Below are 19,781 nucleotides of genomic sequence, written 5' to 3'. Positions count from 1 at the left end.
GGCCCGTGCGCGTCAGTTGAAGACGACGGTGTTGGTGTCGGGTTCGCCGGTCGGCAGCATGGTCGCCTGACCGGTCGCCCCCTTGAAGTCCCCCGTGCCTCCGGTCACCGCGGAGCGGGTGGGGCGGGGCATGGTGTCCTCGTCCTTCTGGATGGGCTTGAAGGCCTGGGTGAAGATCTCACCCCTGCCCTCGACGACATAGGCACTGGAGCACAACGCACCCACCGTCGTCTTGCCGGGCGCCGCCGTGGTGCAGTCGTAGTAGAACCGCCCCACCACGTCCCCCGAGGCATCGAGGAGGCGGGCGTCACCGTCGAACTGCTGCCCCTCGCTGCCGCTGGGCTCCTCGTCCTCATAACCGAAGTCCACGGTCATGGTGGGCAGCGGCTCCGACACCGGCGTCGGCACCGGCACCGGCACCGGCCCCAGGGCCACCGCGGGCGCGGCCAGGGCTCCGACCGCCACCGTGAGCGAAGCGGCCGCGAGGCCGAGTGGCCGTCCGAGCAGGCGGATGGATGTCATGAACGATCCTCTCCATCGAGGCGCATGCGGGGGCTCCCGCACGGCAGGTACGCACGGCAGCTGAGTGACTTCGGTGTGTGACTCAGGCTGTGCGGTGCGCCCGTCGGCAGGAGCCCTGTCCGCCATCGGCGCCTCCGCATCAACGGCTCCGCATTGACGCCTCCACACTGACGCCTCCACATCGACGCCTCCGCGCATCGGTCAGATGACCGATGTCGCGCCCCGCGGCCGGGCCTACTGTCCCCCTTCATCAGCACCGAAGGGAGTGATGGCCATGGGCCTGGACGGCAAGATCGCGGTGGTGACGGGCGCGGCGGGCGGGATCGGGGCCGCCGCGGCCGACCGGCTGGCGGAGCTCGGTGCCGTCGTGGTGCGGGCCGATGTCCAGTACGCGGAGGACGCCGGCGGGGCGGGGCGGGTGCGTCTCGATGTCACCGAGCCCGCGTCGTGGGACCGGCTGCGTGACATCGTCCGCCGAGAGTTCGGGCCGGCCGACCTGCTGGTGAACAACGCGGGCGTCAGCGCCCGGGCGGACCTGCTCGGCACGAGCGACGAGGACTTCACGCGGGTGCTCGCGGTGAACGCGTTCGGCCCGTGGCGGGGCATCAAGACCTTCGCCGACGACCTCGCCGACACCCGGGGTGTCATCGTCAACATCGGCTCGATCTACGGAGTCACCACCCCTCCCGCCGGGGACGGCACGGTCCCGTCCTCGGTCGCGTACCAGATGAGCAAGGCCGCGGTGCATCAGCTCACCAAGGTGGCCGCCGTCGAGCTCGCTCCGCGCGGTATCCGGGTGAACGCCCTGCTGCCCGGCGTCTTCCGCACCGCACTCCTGGACGACCTTCCGCCGCAGGCGCTGCGGGCCCGCGTCGACGGCGCCCCGCTGGCACGGCCGGGCGAGACCGACGAGCTGGCCCACGCCCTCGCGTTCCTCGCCGGGCCCGAGTCCTCGTTCGTCACCGGGGTGCTGCTGCCGGTGGACGGCGGCTACCTCGCCGCCGCCTGACGACCTGTTACCTGCCAACCCTTGCGAGAAGAGTGACCATGAAGGCATCAACGGCCGAGGCACCAGTCACCGACACGGGCCCCAGAGCGGGCCTCAAGCTGCGGGCGGTCGTCTCCGGCAGCATCGGCAATCTGCTCGAGCAGTACGACAACCTCGTCTACGCCTACTCGACGGTGTATCTGAGCGCCGCGTTCTTCTCCGGCGGCGGCTCCGTGTCGTCGCTGCTGTCGACCTTCGCCGTCTTCGCCGTGGGCTTTCTGGCCCGGCCGCTCGGCACGGTCTTCTTCGGACACATCGGCGACAAGATGGGGCGCCGGCCCGCCCTGCTGGCCAGCGTGATCCTCATGGGCTCGGCGACCGTCCTGATCGGGCTGCTGCCCGGCTACCGGACCATCGGCGTCGCCGCCCCCGTGCTCCTGGTGGTGCTGCGGCTGTTCCAGGGCTTCGCCGTCGCCGGCGAGTGGGCCGGTTCCGCGGCCATGCTGGTGGAGTACGCGACCCCGCGCGCCCGCGGCAGGTACGGCAGCCTCAACCAGGTCAGCACCGCCGCCGGTTTCCTGGTGGCCGCAGGCGTGGTGGCGCTCAACTCGCTGTTCTGGAGCGAGCAGGGCATGCGGGAGTTCGGCTGGCGGGTGCCGTTCCTCATCGGCGCGGTGACCGCGGTCGTCGCTCTGCTGCTGCGTTTCGGCCTGGAGGACACACCGGCCTTTCGCGAGCAGGAGGCCGCCGGGGAGACCAGCGCGAGCCCGCTGCGGCTGGCGCTGCGCACGCAGAAGAGCGCCATGGCACGTGGCTTCTTCTTCACGGTGAGCTGGACCGTCGCCTATTTCTTCTTCCTCACGTACCTGCCGACGTACCTGCGCGAGGAGGCCGGAATCGCCCCCGGCATCGTCGAGGCTTCGAACATCGTGGGCCTGGTCGTGCTGACGGTGGCCATCTTCGGGTTCGGCGTGCTGTCCGACCGGATCGGCCGCAAGCCGCTGCTGCTCATCGGCTCCGGCGGGCTCGTACTCCTGAGCTTCCCCGTCATGTTGGTGTTCCAGACCGGGAACACGGCGGGCGTCTTCCTCGGCCAGATCCTCATCGGGCTCATCATCGCGGCGTTCTCCGGGCCAGGACCCGCGGCGCTCGCCGAGCTGTTCCCCACCAACGTCCGCTACTCGGCGCTCGGCATCGGCTACAACTTCTCGGTCATGGCCTTCGGCGGCACGGCCGGCTTCATCGCGACGCTGATCGTCAACAGCACCGGCAACGCCGTCCTCGTCGCCCTGCTGCCGACGCTCGCGGCCCTCATCACCTTCGTCACCGTGTGCCGCATGCCCGAGACCTACCGGAGCGAACTGAAATGAGAGGCACCACCGTGTCCCAAGCGACCTTCCAGAACCCGCGGTTGATCGTCGTCCAGGGCAGCTACCGACAGATGGGCGAAGACCTCGGCCGCGCCACCGCCGACCTCATCGCCCGCAGCCTCGACACCTACGTAAGCCGGTTCCGCGACGACGCCGGGCTCAGCGACGCCGACATCGACCGCTGGGGACGGATCTACCTGGACATCGCCGCGTCGTACTCCCCCGAGATCGCCGCGATGCTCGACGGCATGGCGACCGGCTCGCGCCAGCCCGCCCACCGGCTCGCCGCGCTCAACGCGCGCACCGAGATGCTGTACGGCACCGGCTACCGCGACGAGGGCTGCACCTCCCTGTCGGTGCTGCCCCGGTACACCGGCGACGGGCACACCCTGCTCGCCCAGAACTGGGACTGGCACCCCGAGCAGGCCGAGGTCACCTTCCTGCTCGCCACCCGCGACGAGTCCGGGTTCGCCGTGCTGTCCCTGGCCGAGGCGGGCATGCTCGCGAAGAGCGGCCTCAACTCCGCCGGGCTCGGGGTCTGCGCCAACCTGCTGGTGTCCGACCAGGATCGGGGCGGCGCCGGCGTCCCGTACCACTATCTGCTCCGCGGGGCACTGCAAGCACGGACGATGTCCGGCGCCCACAAGAAGCTGCTGCCCGTCGAACGGATCTCGTCCGGCAACGTACTGCTCGCCGACGGAACCGGCGGCGAGGCCATCGACTTCGAACTGGCACCTGACGTCTTCGGGACGCTGCTGCCCGAGAACGGTCTGATCGCCCACGCCAACCACTTCGAGGCGCCGCTGCCGCTGCGCGACAAGAAGGCGGCGACCAGCGCGCTCACCCTCCTGCGCTCGGTGCGGGCCCGGCATCTGCTGGAACCCGCGCTCGACGAGCGCCGGGTCGGCGTCGCCGATGTCGTGGCGACGCTGCGCGACGAGTGGTCCTTCCCTGACGGCATCTGCCGTCACCCCGACCCCGACGTCCCGGCGGGCGAGCGCAACGCGACCGTCTACTCCGTCGTCATGGACCTCACCGACCGGGTGCTGTGGATCGCGCCGGGCCCGCCGAGCCAACACGGCTACGCCCGCTGGGAGTTGGACACCCTGTTCGACGACCCGGCCCCGAAGCCACTGGAGTTCCTCCCGAAGAACACCGCTGCCGCCCACCATGCCCACCATGAGGAGATACGCGCATGAGCCGCGGAACCGTCTGTCTGACCTTCGACTTCGACGCGATATCCCTGTGGATGGCCCGCGGCCAGACCACCCCGGGCCCGGTCTCCCGCGGCGAGTTCGGCGCCTACGCCATCGACCGCATCCTGGCCCTGCTGCGCCGCACCGAGGTACCGACCACGTTCTTCGTCCCGGGGCACACCCTGGAGACGTATCCCACACAGAGCGCGGCCGTCGCCGAGGCGGGGCACGAGATCGCGCTGCACGGGTACGCCCACGAGCCGGTGTCGACGCTGGACCGGGACACCGAGCTGGCCGTCAACCGCCGTTCCGCGGCGCTGATCGAGAAGCTGACCGGTGCCCCGCCCGCCGGACACCGCACCCCCAGTTGGGACTTCACCGAGCACACCGTCGACATCCTCACCGAACTCGGCATCGTCTACGACTCGTCGCTGATGGGCACCGACTTCGAGCCCTACCTCGCGCGCTCCGGCGACCACTGCCCGGCCGACGGACCTTTCCGGTTCGGCCCGGACTCCGGCGTGGTCGAACTCCCGGTGTCCTGGACGCTGGACGACTATCCGCACCTGGAGTACGTCCGCACCCCGCAGCTCTTGATGCCCGGACTCCAGGACGCCGACGCGATGTTCGACCGCTTCCTGCGCGACGTGCGCTACATGACGGAGACCGTGCCCGACGGGGTGGTGACGGTGACACTGCACCCGCAGGTGGTGGGGCGGGGTGCGCGGATGGCGGCCCTGGAACGCTTCATCAATGGCTGCCGCGACCTGGACGTGACGTTCGAGCGGTGTGTCGACGTGGCGCGCCGGGTCCGGCCGGCACTGGTCGGGGTGTGAGGGCCGTGGCACCCACGGTGCTCGTGATCGGCGCCGACGGGGGCATCGGCCGCGCCGTGGTGGACCGGCTCACGGCGGACGGCTGGTCCGTCACGGGCACCGACCTTCCGGAGATCGACCTGTCCCGCGGCGGCGTGGTGGCGGATCACGTGGCTCAACTCTGGGACGGGCAGGGCGGGTTCGACGCACTGGTGCACGCGGCGGGGGTGTTTCCCGCCGTACCGGTCGTGGACAGCGACGAGGAGCTCTTCGACCGGGTCATGGCCGTGAACACGCGCTCGGCGCTGAGCGCCGAAGCGGAGTTCGTACGCCGCTGCCGCACCGAGGGCCGGCCGGGGACGCTGCTCTTCGTCAGCAGCGGTGCCGCGACCCGCGCCCGGCTCGGGACGGCCGTCTACGCCGCGTCCAAGGCGGCCCTCGACGCGCTGGTGCGCGGCATCGCGCTGGAGCACGGCCGTGACGGCATCCGCTGCTGTGCGGTGGCGCCGGGCTTCGTCGACGTGGAGTCGGCCGTCAACCCGGTCCCTCGGTCGTACGTGGACGCGCTGACGCGGGCCTCCGTGCGCGGGCGGGTGGGGCGCCCCGACGACATCGCGGTGGTTCTGAGCTGGCTGCTCGGGCCGGACGCGCACTGGGTCAACGGGCGGACCGTCCCGGTCGACGGCGGCGACGGCATCGGCACACCGACGGCGCCGAACTGGCTGACCTGACCGCCGGCTCGGCCGAGCACTCGCTCAGCCGACCACGGGCTTCAGCTCACCAGGGGTGGCGCCAGCCGCTGGTGGGCGCCACCGGTGATCCGGTAGATGAGGTGCGGATGGCCGCGGGCGGGGTCGCCCGTCTCGTCCGGGTAGCTGAGCCCGCGCTGGCCCCGCCCCACGAACTGGTGGGCGCCCGTCACCCCGAACGACGTCGACGTGCGCAACTGCTCCCGTACGGCGGCGAAGTCCCACGGCCGGCTGACCCGGCTCCACGCCTGCGCGAGCACATTGACCATGTCGTAGTGGACGGCCGCGGCGGCGGGTCCCGGCTCCGCGCCGAACGCGGCGCGGAATCGCTGTTCGAACGCCGTGCACAGCGGGCCGTCGACGTTGCCGATCACCGTGGACCACAGCAGACCCTCGCTCAGCTCTCCGAGGCGCCGGGCGAACTCCGGGGCCGCCGGAGACCACGCCGCGTGGAACGTGGCACTGTCCCGCATCCCGGCGGTGGCCTCCAGGAACGCCCTCAGGGTCGGCTCCGGGAAGATCGACAACGACACCAGATCGGGGTCCGCCGCCTCAAGGCGGCGGACGAGGTCGGCGAAGTCCAGCGCGTCGTCGGCCACCGACTCCAGGAACACCAACTCCCAGTCGGCCTCGGCGGCCTGCCGCTGCACGCGCTCGACGACACCCGCGTCGAAGGTGCTCGCCCGCTGAAGGACGGCGAGGCGCCGGCGCCGCGGCCGGAACTCGCCGCTGTCCTCCAGGTCCCGGACGGTGCGCAGCAGGCCCGGCACGTACGCGGACTCGGTGGAGCAGACCTGGAAGACCGCGCCGAGCCCGGCCGGGTCCGCGCGCACACCTTCGGACAGCGCCTGCCCGGTCATGCTGTGCAGCACAGGGGTGCCGGAGGCGTTGGCGGCGGCGAGCGCGGGCAGCGCGACGGGCAGCGGGAAGTTCCCGAACAGGATGCCGTCCACCCCGCGCTCCGCCAAGTCCCGTACGGTTTCCGGGAGTTGATCGGGAGTCACGGACACGGCCAGGTGCTCGATCTCGCGACCGGACACTCCGCCACGCGCCGCGAGGTCCCGCACCGCGAGCCGGGCGCCGCGCCGCATCGCGAGGACGGGGCCACCGGCCAGGGGGTCCGCCGGGTACACCGAGGCGAGCACCGCGGGCCGCCGCAGCGGCGGCCGGGTCGCGGCCTGCCGTGACACCGGATCCCGCTCCCCGAGAACGCCGAGCACGCCGAGCAGCGCCGGGGGCAGGACGAGGCCGGGGCTCGGCAGTGGGGCGACGTAGGCGTCCTCCGCGGCGATCAGGGTCGCCACGGACGTCCGGGCCCGCACCCCGAGCTTGGCGAAGACGTGTTCGAGGTGGGTGGCGACGGTGCGCCGGGAGCAGGCCAGCACCTCGGCGATCTCCGGGTTGCCGAGGCCTCCGGCGACACACGTGGCGACCTGGAGCTCACGGACGGTGAGCCCGTACGGTGCCTCGGTGTCGTACACGTCGAGCCGCACCACACCTCGACCGGAGTCCGGCACGTCGAGACCGATACGGCGCACGGTGTTCCCGGTGATGTCCAGGTAGCGCAGGTTCCGGCCGGGCGGCGTGTGCGCGGCCCGCAGGGCGACCTGCACCAGGTCGGGCCGCGCGGCGAAGAACTCGGGGTCGCTGCCGCTGCCCGGCCCGTTCACCGGCTGCAACCACCGCCGTGCCCCGGGCGAGGGAGCGGGCAGTCCCTCCGGCTTTCTCACCATGGGTCTCCTCTCCACGCCCCCGGCATGGTGCCAGGTGGAACGCTGTCGCGAGCACCCATGATTCCCGAAGAGTGTGGATGACGACCTGGTGGCGATCAGCCGGATTCGCTCACACCGATCGCCGCGGTGGGACACATGGCCGCCGCTTCGCGCACGGCAGCGTGGTGCGCGGAGCCGGGCTCGGCGGTCAGGAGGGTCACGATGCCGTCCTCGTCCCGCTGGTCGAAGACCTCCGGCGCGGACAGGACGCAGGCGCCGGCGCCGCAGCACTTGTCCTGGTCGACGGTGAGTTTCACGATCCGCCTCCTCTCCGGGTCACCAGCTGACGGGGACTTCGCTCAGGCCGCCGACGAGGAGGCCCTCCGTCTTGCGCAGTTCGGCGGCGGGGACGGCGAGGCGCAGGGTGGGCACGCGGGCCAGCAGGACCTCCAGGACGACCTGGAGTTCGGTGCGGGCCAGCGCCTGGCCGAGGCAGGAGTGCGGTCCCACGCCGAAGGTGAGGTGGGGGTTGGGGGTGCGGGCGAGATCCATGGCGTCGGCGCCGGTGAAGGCGCGCTCGTCGCGGTTGGCGGCCGGCATGCTGCACACGACCGTGCTGCCCTCCGGCACGACCTGTCCGCCGATCTCGGCGTCCTCGCCGAGGTAACGGCGCAGTCCGAAGCCGAGGTTGCTGTCGAAGCGCAGGGACTCCTCGACGGCGGTACGCACCAGCGACGGGTCGGCCAGCAGGCTCTCCCAGCGGCCGCGGTCGGCGAGCAGCAGGGAGACCATCTTGCCGATCGAGTTGGCGGTGGTCTCGTGGCCGGCGACGAGCAGGCCCATACCCGTGGAGACGAGTTCCTCGTCGCTGAGTCCGCCTCCCTCGACCTCGCTCCCCGCGCCGCCCGCCTCCTCGCTCTGCGTGATGAGGACGCTGAGGAGGTCGTCGGCGGGCGCGGCTCGCTTTGCGGCGATGTGCCCGGACATGTAGGCGACGAACTCCGCCTGGGCGGTGCGGATTTCGTCGGCGCTGTAGCGGGTGACGCTGAGGAAGCTGTCGGACCAGCCGGAGAAGCGGTCCCGGTCCTCCGCGGGGACTCCGAGCAGGTCGCAGATGACGTAGACGGGGAACGGGAAGCCGAGACTCGCCCGCAGGTCGGCGGGGGCGCCGTCGGCGAGCATGGTGTCCACGAGGGACTCGGCGAGGCGGGTCATGCCGGGGCGCAGGGCGGTCATCCGCTTGGCGGTGAAGTACCGGCCCACCTGGCGCCGCCAACGCTGGTGCGGTTCGCCCCTGTTGGGGGTCGCGATGGCGGAGCTTCCGGTGGCGGCGGCTCCCCCGGCGCCTTCGGGTGCCATCCTCGCGGCGTTGTCCTGCTCGGTGGGGCGGACGAAGCGGGGGTCGGAGAGCAGGCCCCGGACGTCGTCGTACCGGGTCAGGTAGACGGCCGTGTCACCGCTGGGCAGCGTGGCGTGGGCGACGGGGCACCGCGCGCGCAACTCCTCCCATACGGCGGGTGGTTCGAGCGGGGTGTCTCCCGACAGCGGCAGGCGGACGGGCGGTTGGGTGCTGCGGGGGTGGGGGTGTTCGGCCTGGTCGGTCATGGTGCGGCTCCTCGTGGGGTGGAGGCGGCGGGTGTCCACGGTGGCGATGGGCCGACGCATTGCACCGTTCAACAAAAGTGCATCATGCATCCTCTGTGCATGATGCACTTCCTGTGCATGGCGCACAACCGTGCCGGATCCGCCCCTCTTGTCGAACCATTCATTCCTGTGCGTAAGGTATGCCTCACCTTTCCTTTGAATGTTTGATAACTGCTCCGGGGGCACCATGCTTCTCCGACGGCGCGGCACCGCCGCGGCCTCGATCGTTCTCGCCGGCCTGCTGTCCCTCACGGCATGCGGCGGGTCCGGCGACACCGCGGCGGGCGGCGGAAAGACCGCGGCCGCGGACGGCGGCAAGGACTCGAAGTCCGTCGCGCAGGGCGGCGAGGACTTCGGCGACGCCGCCAAGAAGACCGCCGCGATGGGCACCGGCGCCAAGCCGGGCCAGTGGCCGCGCACCATCAAGCACGCCATGGGCAGCACGGAGATCAAGCAGCAGCCCAAGCGCGTGGTGGTCCTGGACGTCGGCGAGCTGGACAACGTCGTGTCGCTCGGCATCAAGCCCGTCGGCCTCGCGCCGAGCGAGGGCTCGCCGGAGCTGCCGTCCTACCTCAAGAAGGACGCGGGCCACCCGAAGAACGTCGGCACCATCAACAGCCTCAACCTTGAGGCCATCGCCGCGCTCAAGCCGGACCTGATCATCGGCAGCCAGCTGCGCGCCGCGGGCTCCTACGACGAGCTGTCGCAGATCGCGCCGACCGTCTTCTCCATCCGCCCCGGCTTCACGTGGAAGGAGAACTACCTCCTCAACGCGTCCGCCCTGGACAAGACCGCGCAGGCCAAGAAGAACCTCGCCGCGTACGAGAAGCGGGCGAAGGACCTCGGGGCCGAGCTCGGCGCCGACAAGCCGACCGTGACGATGCTGCGCTACATGCCCGAGGGCAAGATCCGCCTCTACGCGAACGACTCGTTCATCGGCACCATCCTCAAGGACATCGGCATCCCGCGGCCCAAGAACCAGGACATCTCCGACCTGGCCGCGGAGATCAGCGCCGAGAACATCGACCAGGCCGACGCCGACTACATCTTCACCGGCGTCTACGGCAAGCCCGACGCCACGGAGAAGTCCGCGGTCCAGAAGAACCCGCTGTGGAAGAACCTCAAGGCGGTCAAGGACGGCCACGCCTACGACGTCCCGGACGAGACCTGGTACCTCGGGCTCGGCACGATGGCGGCCGACGCGGTCCTCGACGACCTGGACCGGCACCTCAGCAAGTAGCCACACCCCGCAACAGCCCGTAAGAGAAGAGAGTGAGCGCGGCACATGGCGCGAGCGACCCGCCGCCGTATCGCCTGGCTGCTGGGGTGTGCGGTGATGCTGCTGATCGCCGTCCTGCTGAGCCTGGCCGTCGGCAGCCGTCCGATCGCACCCGGTGAGGTGGTACGGGCGCTGGTGCAGCACGGCACCAGCCCCGACGCCCAGTTGGTGCGCTCCCTGCGGGTGCCGCGCACCGTCATCGGCGTGCTGGCCGGGGCGGCCCTCGGCGTCGCCGGGACGGTCATGCAGGGCATCACCCGCAACCCGATCGCCGAACCCGGCATCCTCGGTGTCAGCCAAGGTGCCTCGGCCGGTGTCGTGTGTGCGATCGCGTTCCTCGGTGTGCACAGCCTCACCGGGTACATCTGGTTCGCGTTCGCGGGCGCGGCGTTCGCCGCGGTGGCGGTCTACGCCGTCGCCGCCGGTGGCTACCGCGGGGCCTCGCCCGTCAAGCTGGCGCTGTCCGGCGCCGCGATGAACGCGTTCCTGGCCGCGATCGTCTCCGGCGTCGTGACCACCGACGCGCACGCGCTGGACGAGTTCCGGTTCTGGCAGGTGGGCTCCATCAGCGGCCGGGACAGTGAAGTCATCGGCCAGATCTGGCCGTTCGTCCTCGCCGGTCTGGTGCTGGTCGCGGTGGCGGCCCGCGGCCTGGACGCGCTCGCCCTCGGTGACGACGCCGCCCGGGGCCTCGGCCACAACGTGGGCCTGCTGCGCATCCAGGGCGCGGTGGCCGCGACGGTGCTGACCGGTGCGGCGGTGGCCGCCGCCGGGCCGATCGCCTTCACGGGGCTGGCCGTTCCGCACATCGCGCGGGCCCTGGTCGGCACCGCCCACCGGTGGGTGCTGCCGGCCGCCGCCCTGCTCGGCCCGGTGATGATCCTGGTGGCGGACGTGCTCGGCCGCATCGTCCTCCCGCCCTCGGAGGTCCCGGTGGCCGTCATGACCGCCCTGCTCGGTGTGCCCTTCCTCATCGCGCTGGTGCGCCGCCGGGCGGTGGTCGCCGCATGAACAGCGCCACCGCCACCGCCACTCCCGACCGCCGGATCCGTCCGGCCGGACACACCGTGCTGCGACCGGGGCGCGGCAGCTTCCTGGTGCACCGCAGGTCGGTGCTGGTCGCCGCCGCGCTCGGCGTACTGCTGCTGGCGGCCGTCATCGCGTACCTCTGCGTCGGCGAGGCCTTCGTCTCCCCCGCCGAGGTGGTCAACGTCCTGCTCGGCAAGCCGAGTCCTGACCAGCTCGTCGTCGGTACGCTGCGGCTGCCGCGACTGACGGTCGGACTCCTTGCCGGGCTCGCCTTCGGGATCGCGGGCGCCCTCGTGCAGACCGTCGCGCGCAATCCGCTGGCCAGCCCCGACATCATCGGCGTGACCCACGGCGCGGGCGCGGTGACCGTCGCGGCGATGAGCTTCGGCCTCGTCTCGTACACCGCACTGCCGTACGTCTCGGTGGCGGGCGGCATCGGGGCGGCGCTCCTCGTGTACGTCTTCGCCTGGCGGCGCGGGATGCAGGCCTCACGGTTCGTGCTCATCGGCATCGGCATCTCGGTCGCGCTCGGCTCGCTCACCCAGCTGTTCCTCACCAAGGGCGACGCGCTCGTCGCCCAGCAGGCGAAGGTCTGGCTGACCGGTTCGCTCAACAGCCGCGGTTACGAGCAGGCGGCTCCGCTGGCCGTGGTCCTGCTGGTGGCCGTTCCGGCCGTCCTGTGGGCCGCCAGGGCGCAGCGCTCGGCGTCCTTCGACGACGACACGGCCACGGCGCTGGGCATCCGCCTGAACCATGTGCGGCTCGGCCTGACCGCGCTCGGCGTCGTGCTCGCCTCGATGGCGACGGGCGCCACGGGCCCCGTCGACTTCGTCGCCCTCCTCGCCCCTCAGATCGCCCGCCGCCTGACGCGTACCGCGCAGATCCCGCTGCTGTCATCGGCGCTGACCGGAGCGCTCGTGGTCGTGATCGCGGACCTGCTGGCCCGGCGCCTGTTCTCGCCCGTCGAACTCCCCGTCGGCGTCCTCACCGCAGCGGTGGGCGCCCCCTATCTCATGTGGCTGATCGCGCGCGGCCGCAGTCGTTCCGGAGGCACCAAATGAGTCCGACGAGCGGCCGTACGAGCCGGCTCACCGCCGAGTCCCTGACGCTGGCGTACGACGACCGCACCGTCGTCGACGGCCTCGACCTGCGGATCCCCGACGGCAAGGTCACCGTCATCGTCGGCCCCAACGCGTGCGGCAAGTCCACGCTGCTGCGCGCCCTGGGACGGCTCCTGAAGCCGCGCGCCGGCACGGTGCTGCTCGACGGCGCCGAACTCGCCCGCATCCCCGGCCGCGACATCGCCCGGGCCATCGGCGTCCTCCCGCAGAGCCCGACCCCGCCCGACGGCATCACGGTCGCCGACCTCGTGGCCCGTGGCCGTCAGCCGCACCAGAAGTGGTGGCAGCAGTGGTCGGAGGCCGACGAGCGCGCCGTCACGCAGGCCCTGGAACACACCAACACCACGGCCCTCGCCGACCGGCCCGTGGACGAGCTGTCCGGCGGGCAGCGCCAGCGGGTGTGGATCGCCATGGCCCTCGCCCAGGAGACCGAGCTGCTGCTGCTCGACGAGCCGACCACCTACCTCGACATCGCCCACCAGGTGGAGGTCCTCGACCTGGTGCGCCGCCTCAACCACGAGCGCGGTCGCACCGTCGTCGCCGTCCTGCACGACCTCAACCAGGCCGCCCGCTACGCCGACCACCTCGTCGCCATGAAGGACGGCCGCATCGTGGCGGAGGGCCCGCCGGCCGAGGTCATCACGGCGGACCTGGTCCACGCCGTCTTCGGCCTGCACTCGGTGGTGGTCCCCGACCCGGTCACCCACAGCCCGCTGGTGGTGCCGGGCGCCCCGTGGCGGGCGACGCAGGACGAGGGCGCTCCCGTGTCCGTACCCGGCCAGGACGCCAGAACGGGGAACTGATCGGGGGCGCCCCGCGTCAGGACGGGCAGGTGCCTCCCTTGCCCGGGCTGGTCCGGAACGGCTTCGGCGGGCGGTACCCCTTCGACCGGGGGTACTCGATGACCGGGACGATCTTGCAGACGGGCCAGTTGTCGTTGCCCGAGGTGTACCCGAAGTCGCCGCTGGCGCCCCGGACACAGTCCCCGCACTCGCCGTCGGTCCCCACCTTCATGTTGCTGATGTTGCTGTTGACGTCGAACTTGGTGGGCAGTTGACCCTTGTTGTCCTCGTCGTTCGTGAACTGGGTGACGCCCTTGATGAGGATCTGGAAGGCGTCGTAGTGCATGATCGCGTAACCGTCGTTCAGGTCGGTCCCCTTGACGCCCGCGTCCTTGGCGAGGGTGTCGGCGAACGTCCGGTACTGACCGGGAGCGCCCAGGTCCCGGCTCCATGAAAGGTTGTCCGTGGGGGCGGCGTTGAGCGTGACGATCTTGGCCTGCGCCATCGACTCGCGCATGTCCTCGCTGGTGAGCCGCGAGGTGAGCCCGGTGGAGACACGCAGGACCCGGATGGGGTGCTTGTCCTTGTCCTTGCGGGCCTGGCAGTCGGCGTCCTTGGCGATCGCCTTCACCAGCTCCGGCAGATCCCAGTCCCGTCCTGCCACGAACACCGTGTCCGCACCCGACTGGCACAGCCTCGAAGCCGCGGGCGCCATGGCGGCCGGCGCACCCTCGTAGGGGCCCATGGTGCCGATGTACGAGCGGTCCCGGACCGCGAGCTGGTACTTCGTGCCGAAGTTCTTGAGGAGCTCCGCCTTGGTGTTGGTGACGTAGTCGTCATCGGCGCGCGAGTCCCAGACGAGGAAACCCTTGCCGTTGCCCGGGTGGTCCTTGAGGTAACGGGCCAGGGCCAGCACGGAGTTCCGGTTGTTGGGGGCCGCCTTGTAGAACGTCCTGGCCTTGATGTTGGGCGAGCTGAGGACACCACTGACCGCGGGGATGTTCTTGGCGGCCAGAGCGCTCGCCGCGTCCTGCGAGTCCTGCTCGCTGTTGGGCAGTCCCATCACGCCCACCAGCGGGGAGTCGCCCTCCTTCTGCTTCCCGCTGCCGGTCAGCTCGGCCGCCGCGGCCACGGCGGGCTCCCACAGGTCGAGGTTGGTGCCGATGTTCCCGAGCAGCATCTGGAAGTTGACGCTGTTGCTGGAGGTGTTGGCGTTGCGCTGCGCGGCGTAGGCACCCGCGAGGCTCCGCTTCAGGAGCGGGGCGGTCATCGCCCCGGACTTCGAGGTGTTGAACGGGAGCAGCAGGGCGACCTTCACGTACGGCTTCTTGTTGGCGGCGCCCTTGGGGTCCTCCCACAGGAGCCGCACCCGGTCGTTCTCCCTCGCGATGCGCTCGACCAGCCCGGAGATCTCCTTGCCCGGCCCGTCCTCGCCGGGTTTGAACACCGGGGCCCGGACCGTCGCGTCCACGAGGCCGACGCACTCGCCGTCCTTCTCCTTGAGCCCGTCCCCGCAGTCGCTCCCGGTGACGATCGGCACGACGATCCAGGCCGTGGCGCCCACGAGGACGAGGGCCACGAACGCGGCAATCCATCGGCCCAGGATGCGCTCCCCGCGCCTGAGCGGGCGCCCCCTGACGAAAGGGCGGACGAAAAGGTCAGTGAAGCTCACCGTGGCTCCCTTCGGGGCCTGGCGCCGGCCGGGCGGAGGCGGGGGTGCGCAGCTCGCGCAGGTCGTCGTGCCACTCCTGCGCCGCGTCGAAGAGCGTGCCCGCGCCCGTGACATGACGGCCCGAGAGGAGTTCGAGGTCGAACCGGATCCGCTCGCAGAGCTTCTCGTCGGGCGCGGTCAGCGGATCGGCGGCCAGCCATACCGCGTGCAGGAGGCGGTGCACGGAGCGCAGCACATCGTCCCCGGCGGGCTCCGTGCCGCCCTTTCCGCCGGCCTTGTCGCGGCAGTCCCTGGCCCAGTTGGTGTCCGGCGGATGGGGAGCCGACGCCACCTGCCACAGGTCGCGCAGCCACTGCTCGGCGCCGCCCGGCCGCACGAACCGCTCGTACAGGCTGTTCACCACATGCCCGGCGTCGCCGCCCGCGAGCGCGTGGTGCAGGGCGTCGATGTCCTGTCGGGCCCGCTCGTGATGGATGCGGAGCAGTTCGTGGAGGTCGCTCCAGGTCGGGACCGACCGTGTGGGCCGCGCCCGCCGACGGCGCAGTTCGAGGACGAGGACGGCCCGCAGGAACGGGTCGGTGACGAACGGCTGCGGCGCCTGCGCACCGTGCTCGGCGCGCAGATGGCTCCGGGCGGTCTCCACCGCCGCGCGGTCCGGGGCGGCCGGCAGGTACTTGGTGGCCAGAGCACGCGCCGCGGCGCTGTCCCGGGCCACGGAGAACAGGGTCAGATTGCGGCGCAGCTCCGGGTCGGGCACGAGCCGCACCGCGATCTGCCGCGTCACCGACTGCCCGTTCAGTTGCAGCGCGCCGACGTCGAGCCCCGGCGTGGCCGCACTGCTGGGAGCGGCCCGCACGGCCTCGGTCAGGAGACCGCACCCCAGGGGCGAACCCTGGGTGAACCGACGTACCACGCGCGGCAGTTCACCCCGCAGCGAAGGCGCGGCGTCACTCAGCATGGTGACGATGTCCTGCCGCTCCAGTCGTGACAGTTCGATGGTGATGAGCCCGGCCGACGGTGTCCCCGTCTCCGGCCGCTGCCAGTCGACCGCCCCGCCGGAGACCTGCTCCAGCGTGCGGTGGGTGGCGTCCGGCAGCGAGCGGCGGCGGGCGCTGCCGCGCGCGGCGGCCACCACGACCAGCGGGTCACCGGCCCGCTTCACCCGGTGGGTGAGGAACTGGTCCAGGAGGCGGGCGCCCGGCGGCGTCTGCACGTTGTCGAGCAGCAGCAGCGGACGCGGCGGCCGGTTGAAGCGCATCCAGCGGGTGCCGTAGCGGGCCCGCAGATCTTCCAGGAGCGCGACGGCCAGCGAGGCCTCAGCCAGCTCGCGCACGTCGCCGCCCTGGTGGAAGGCGCGGGAGTGCGCGACCAGGGGCGACTCGTCCGGGCGGGTCCCGGGCCGTCCGGCGTAGAAGGCCAGCACCTCGTCGGCCTGACCCTTCTTCGTCAGATACCGCTCGGTGAACAGGTTCACCGAGGCGTCCACGACCGGCTGGAGCTCCTCCGGTGCGACGACGTTCGGCAGCCGGTCGTTGACGTCCCGCACCCAGCGGTCCGCCGCGGGGGAACCCCTGGCCTCCAGACCGCATCCGGTGAGCAGCCGCCCCACGCGGTCCTGGGCCGCCTCCTGCTCCCCCGTGTCGCCGAACCGCCAGGCGCAGACGGCCACCAGGCCGGTCCACAGCCGTGGCAGCTGCAGCAGCTTGCGCTCCCCGGCGACCGGCGAACACAGCCCGCCGGCGGCGTCGATCAGGAAGTCGGCGCCCTGCGAGGTGTTGCCGACCAGGCCCTCCCCGGCGCCGGCGCCCTGCGCGCAGTCCACCTCGGCCACCGGAATGCGGGCCGTGTACGAGCGGTACAAGGTGTCAAGGACCGCGGTGCGGCCACGGCCGTGCGGGCCGGTCAGGAGCAGCGCGGGCGGATCGTCCCTGTGCACCTGTTCGACGTCCCCGTGCTCCTCCTCGCGCGGGTACCCCACGAGCCGTGGCACCAGATCGTCGAGGAGAACGTCCCGGCCGTACAGTCTGCTCACGAGCGTCCTCCTCAGTCCGGCTCAGCCGCCGAGCACTCTGGCCAGGATCGGCCCGATCGTCTGCAACAGGGCCTGTGTTGCCGTGGAGTTGGGCGCCGCCGCCAGCTGCGCACGGACGCGGGCCGCGAGGGTACGTGTCTCGGGGCTCGGCGGCGCGACTCCCGGGCGGTGCCTCAAGTCCCGGTCTGCCTCGATGAGTTGATGGATCTGCTCGGGGTCCAGGCTGAACCCGGTCTCCTGGTTGAACGTCTCGATGTCTCCGTACAGGACGTTGACGTTGCCCGTCACCGAACCGATGGTGAGCCCCGCCGGGGCCGGTTCGTGTGCCACGTACGCCGATACGTCGCCCGCGCCGCTGGTCGCACAGGTCCGCCCGCGGTCGGTCAGCTCGACGCGGGCCGCGATCGCCTCCCCGTCGAGCGTGAGCAGCCTGGCCTGCCGCAGATACGCGGCACTGCCCTCGACGACACCCTGACCGAGCACCTGGCCGTGGAACGACGACTGCTCGGCGATGAAGAACTCCTTGAGGCGCGGGCGGCGCCCGGACCGGTTCTCCTCGTACGCCCACATGATCAGGGCGTTCTCGGTGTACCGCCGGACCGCGTCCGGGTTCTCCAGATCGGCGACCAGCTGCTCCGCCTGCGCAAGCCCCGCCGCCGTGAGCTCCGCGTCCGGCGGCGGCCGCTCCCCGTCCTCGTGGACGCGTACGAGCCCGCGCTCCTGGAGCGCCTCGGCGAGAGCGGCGACGCCCAGCGCGGGCATGTTCTTCTGCCGCCCGAACTCGCCGGTCGGCACCGGCACATCGGCCTGCCGGCCGCACTGTCCGTGCAGCCACAGCAGCAGCCGAACTTCATGGCGGCCCAGCGAGGCCGTGTGGCGCGTCATCTTGAGCCGAACCCCCGTTGGCGCAGATGCATGAATCAAGCTGTTTGAGCAGTCGAATGTACCCCTCATCCGGTCCGGTCACCAGATCTTCGACACCTCGGGGGCCCCGTAACTCCCTTACGTCTCTGTGGAGTTGCACAAGGGTCGAAACGGCGCTCGACGGCGCGACCGCACCACACCACACCGTCCCTGGCGGCCCGCTACAGTGGCGAAATGTTCAAATCCCGCAAAGTACGCAAAGAAGACGCCTGGGACGGCATTGTCGTCGACAAGACCCGCAGGGCGACCGACGGCTCCAACCTCTACCACTACGTCGAGGTCCGCCTCCAGGACGGCACGACGATCAAGGTCCGCGTGGACAAGCCCCTGTGGGAGTCGCTGACCAGCGGCGACCGCCTCGTTAAGGAAGCGGGGGCCGACGCCCCGACCAAGGCACCTCACTGACCCCGCCGGACGGGACCCTCACGTGACACCGGTGCCTTAGGCTCGTCAACGGTTGCGACAGGCTGCAACGAGTGCGAAAGCCGCGTTCGGTGTGCGTGAAGGGCCCTCTGGGCTCGAAGGGGGTTCGTCATGACCAACAGGCCGGGAAGCGGGCCGGAACCGGGCGATCGGGAGATCGACGACTCGGAACTGATGGACGTCGCGCAGGATCCGGAACAGGCCGAGAGCCTCCACAAGGCATTGCGCACTCTGGCCAACAACCCGAACGTGCAAGGCCCGTTGCAGGAGATGGCCCAGGGCATCCTGTCGGGGCGCATGGGCATGACCGACGCCATAAAGGACGAGCGCTACATGGACGCGCTGGGCGACCGCATGACCGAGATCCGGCACGCCGCGGAGTCGCAGACCATGGAGGACCGCGAGGCCGAGCGCGGAAAGCGCGAGGAGTGGGAGCGCAGGCGGGACGAGGAGGAGCAGAAGGAGCGCGAGGAGCGCGACGGCCCTTCGACCAACCTGTTCACGGGCTCGAAGAAACGGGGTCCGGGCGGACACCGGGGTTGAAGCCTTGTCAGTGCCTCTGGGTACGCTGGCACAGACATGAGGCGGACGCGAACGGGCGGCAGGGCAGCGCCGGTTGGTGAAACGGGGGCGTAGTCATGGGTGACGGGTTCAGGAGCAGTCCGGAGACACTGAAGAACGAGGGGAAGAACTTCTCCGACATCGGCAGGGAGTTCTACGCGGCGACCAGTAGGCTGAGGAACGGCCTGGCCGCGCAGGGCGACGGTGGAGGCGGCGGGGGCGAAGCGCCGAAGGAGACGACGGTCGCGAGTGTCGCCCAGGACGCCTGGAAGGGCATGACCACCTTCAGCGACAAGCAGGGCACCCCGCCCTGGGGCGACGACGAACTCGGCGAGAAATTCGGCGTCGTCTACGAGGGCCTGCGCGACGGTATGACGGACTCGATGGATCACCTCGCCACGAAACTCAACGAGATCGGCAAGGCGTTGGAGCGGATGGCGAAGAACCACGAGGAGAACGAGGGCTTCAACGAGGCTCTGGTCAAGGAGCAGACGCCGGAGAACCAGTTCGGCGGCGAGGTCCACGTCCTGAAGTCCGTGAGCAAGTAGCACGGCCCGCGGCAACGCCTGACCCGCCGTCACCCCTTCACCTCGCAGGAGAGAGTCCGTGTCACAGCCCGGCCCGCCGGAACCGGTACAGCCCGTCCCCACCACAGGTGAAGAGGCGCTGGCCGCTGCCCGGTCCCGCTTCGAAGTACTGGACCTCGAAGGAAACCCGGCACCGCTGCACGTGGCGGAGTTCGACATCGGCTTCCTCGTCCACGCCGTCATGCCCCCGCCGCCGCCCGGCACTCAGGCGCCGTTGGGCGGCAGCCACATGGTGATCTCCAAGGCCGACGGAGCCGTCACCTACGTCCCCAACTTCCCGCCGGACTCCGCGATCGACCTCTACCGCAGCATGCGCCGAGCCCGCGGCTGAGGCGACCGCCTGTCTGCAACAGCACTGTGACACGGGATAGTTGA

General features: G+C 71.1%; 20 protein-coding genes. 13 read left to right on the top strand and 7 right to left on the bottom strand.

All coding sequences use genetic code 11. The annotated features are described in order from the left end of the window. Positions 1 to 12 precede the first annotated feature (12 nt). Positions 13 to 522 carry a hypothetical protein gene (locus tag OKJ99_RS18075; protein ID WP_326017518.1) on the bottom strand — a complete coding sequence of 170 codons (510 nt, stop codon included), beginning with the start codon at positions 520 to 522 and terminating at the stop codon, positions 13 to 15. 274 nt (positions 523 to 796) lie between these two features. Here OKJ99_RS18075 and OKJ99_RS18070 point away from each other — a divergent pair, with 274 nt between their 5' ends. From OKJ99_RS18070 to OKJ99_RS18050, 5 genes are read left to right on the top strand one after another with little or no spacing between them, the layout of a single operon-like run. Next, the gene (locus OKJ99_RS18070) at positions 797 to 1,531 is read left to right on the top strand and encodes an SDR family NAD(P)-dependent oxidoreductase (protein ID WP_326017516.1); all 735 of its coding nucleotides are present in this window, start codon (positions 797 to 799) and stop codon (positions 1,529 to 1,531) included. A 38-nt stretch (positions 1,532 to 1,569) separates the two neighbouring features. Continuing rightward, complete coding sequence (locus OKJ99_RS18065; RefSeq protein ID WP_326017514.1) at positions 1,570 to 2,880, top strand: MFS transporter; 1,311 nt, start codon at positions 1,570 to 1,572, stop codon at positions 2,878 to 2,880. 11 nt (positions 2,881 to 2,891) lie between these two features. Next, positions 2,892 to 4,079 carry a C45 family peptidase gene (locus tag OKJ99_RS18060; protein ID WP_326017512.1) on the top strand — a complete coding sequence of 396 codons (1,188 nt, stop codon included), beginning with the start codon at positions 2,892 to 2,894 and terminating at the stop codon, positions 4,077 to 4,079. Further along, positions 4,076 to 4,912, top strand: coding sequence for a polysaccharide deacetylase family protein (locus tag OKJ99_RS18055; protein WP_326017510.1), 837 nt, complete (start codon positions 4,076 to 4,078; stop codon positions 4,910 to 4,912). Before OKJ99_RS18060 ends, OKJ99_RS18055 begins: the two co-directional genes overlap by 4 nt. Before the next feature lie 5 nt (positions 4,913 to 4,917). Continuing rightward, the gene (locus OKJ99_RS18050; RefSeq protein ID WP_326017509.1) at positions 4,918 to 5,622 is read left to right on the top strand and encodes an SDR family NAD(P)-dependent oxidoreductase; all 705 of its coding nucleotides are present in this window, start codon (positions 4,918 to 4,920) and stop codon (positions 5,620 to 5,622) included. Between the two features lie 41 nt (positions 5,623 to 5,663). Here OKJ99_RS18050 and OKJ99_RS18045 read toward each other — a convergent pair whose 3' ends face one another. From OKJ99_RS18045 to OKJ99_RS18035, 3 genes are all read right to left on the bottom strand, one after another. After that, positions 5,664 to 7,370 carry an ABC transporter substrate-binding protein gene (locus tag OKJ99_RS18045; protein ID WP_326017507.1) on the bottom strand — a complete coding sequence of 569 codons (1,707 nt, stop codon included), beginning with the start codon at positions 7,368 to 7,370 and terminating at the stop codon, positions 5,664 to 5,666. Positions 7,371 to 7,468: 98 nt separating this feature from the next. Next, the gene (locus OKJ99_RS18040; RefSeq protein ID WP_326017505.1) at positions 7,469 to 7,669 is read right to left on the bottom strand and encodes a ferredoxin; all 201 of its coding nucleotides are present in this window, start codon (positions 7,667 to 7,669) and stop codon (positions 7,469 to 7,471) included. A 19-nt stretch (positions 7,670 to 7,688) separates the two neighbouring features. Then, entirely contained in the window at positions 7,689 to 8,957 is a 1,269-nt protein-coding gene (locus OKJ99_RS18035) for a cytochrome P450 (protein WP_326017503.1), read from the bottom strand. A gap of 226 nt (positions 8,958 to 9,183) precedes the next feature. Between OKJ99_RS18035 and OKJ99_RS18030 the strand changes: the two genes are divergently transcribed. The 4 genes from OKJ99_RS18030 to OKJ99_RS18015 are packed head-to-tail and all read left to right on the top strand — an operon-like array spanning position 9,184 to position 13,228. Then, positions 9,184 to 10,236, top strand: a complete 1,053-nt coding sequence (locus tag OKJ99_RS18030) for an ABC transporter substrate-binding protein (RefSeq protein WP_326017502.1) — start codon at positions 9,184 to 9,186, stop codon at positions 10,234 to 10,236. Positions 10,237 to 10,281: 45 nt separating this feature from the next. Beyond that, positions 10,282 to 11,286 carry a FecCD family ABC transporter permease gene (locus tag OKJ99_RS18025; protein ID WP_326017501.1) on the top strand — a complete coding sequence of 335 codons (1,005 nt, stop codon included), beginning with the start codon at positions 10,282 to 10,284 and terminating at the stop codon, positions 11,284 to 11,286. Beyond that, complete coding sequence (locus OKJ99_RS18020; protein ID WP_326017500.1) at positions 11,283 to 12,365, top strand: FecCD family ABC transporter permease; 1,083 nt, start codon at positions 11,283 to 11,285, stop codon at positions 12,363 to 12,365. The genes OKJ99_RS18025 and OKJ99_RS18020 overlap by 4 nt, the downstream gene beginning before the upstream one ends. Beyond that, positions 12,362 to 13,228 (top strand): ABC transporter ATP-binding protein, encoded by an 867-nt coding sequence (locus OKJ99_RS18015; protein ID WP_326017498.1) that lies wholly within the window; start codon positions 12,362 to 12,364, stop codon positions 13,226 to 13,228. Before OKJ99_RS18020 ends, OKJ99_RS18015 begins: the two co-directional genes overlap by 4 nt. 16 nt (positions 13,229 to 13,244) lie before the next feature. Here OKJ99_RS18015 and OKJ99_RS18010 read toward each other — a convergent pair whose 3' ends face one another. From OKJ99_RS18010 to OKJ99_RS18000, 3 genes are read right to left on the bottom strand one after another with little or no spacing between them, the layout of a single operon-like run. Then, the gene (locus OKJ99_RS18010) at positions 13,245 to 14,879 is read right to left on the bottom strand and encodes an ABC transporter substrate-binding protein (RefSeq protein WP_326017496.1); all 1,635 of its coding nucleotides are present in this window, start codon (positions 14,877 to 14,879) and stop codon (positions 13,245 to 13,247) included. Beyond that, on the bottom strand, positions 14,866 to 16,911 hold the full coding sequence (locus OKJ99_RS18005) for an ATP-binding protein (RefSeq protein WP_326017494.1): 2,046 nt from the start codon (positions 16,909 to 16,911) through the stop codon (positions 14,866 to 14,868). Before OKJ99_RS18005 ends, OKJ99_RS18010 begins: the two co-directional genes overlap by 14 nt. 21 nt (positions 16,912 to 16,932) lie before the next feature. Beyond that, complete coding sequence (locus OKJ99_RS18000; protein ID WP_326017492.1) at positions 16,933 to 17,796, bottom strand: hypothetical protein; 864 nt, start codon at positions 17,794 to 17,796, stop codon at positions 16,933 to 16,935. Positions 17,797 to 18,009: 213 nt separating this feature from the next. Here OKJ99_RS18000 and OKJ99_RS17995 point away from each other — a divergent pair, with 213 nt between their 5' ends. The 4 genes from OKJ99_RS17995 (at position 18,010) to OKJ99_RS17980 (ending at position 19,737) form a co-directional block, all read left to right on the top strand. Then, on the top strand, positions 18,010 to 18,240 hold the full coding sequence (locus tag OKJ99_RS17995) for a DUF7489 domain-containing protein (protein ID WP_326017490.1): 231 nt from the start codon (positions 18,010 to 18,012) through the stop codon (positions 18,238 to 18,240). A gap of 129 nt (positions 18,241 to 18,369) precedes the next feature. Continuing rightward, a complete protein-coding gene (locus tag OKJ99_RS17990) occupies positions 18,370 to 18,801 on the top strand; it encodes a hypothetical protein (protein ID WP_326017488.1) in 432 nt (143 codons plus the stop codon). Positions 18,802 to 18,896: 95 nt separating this feature from the next. Continuing rightward, the gene (locus OKJ99_RS17985; RefSeq protein ID WP_326017486.1) at positions 18,897 to 19,367 is read left to right on the top strand and encodes a hypothetical protein; all 471 of its coding nucleotides are present in this window, start codon (positions 18,897 to 18,899) and stop codon (positions 19,365 to 19,367) included. Positions 19,368 to 19,425: 58 nt separating this feature from the next. Further along, on the top strand, positions 19,426 to 19,737 hold the full coding sequence (locus OKJ99_RS17980) for a hypothetical protein (protein WP_326017484.1): 312 nt from the start codon (positions 19,426 to 19,428) through the stop codon (positions 19,735 to 19,737). The last annotated feature ends 44 nt before the right edge of the window (positions 19,738 to 19,781 follow it).

This window comes from Streptomyces endophyticus (assembly GCF_035798155.1).
GTDB lineage: Bacteria > Actinomycetota > Actinomycetes > Streptomycetales > Streptomycetaceae > Streptomyces > Streptomyces endophyticus.
Note: the sequence above shows the minus strand (reverse complement) of the source record. Positions and strands in the feature narration are given on the sequence as shown.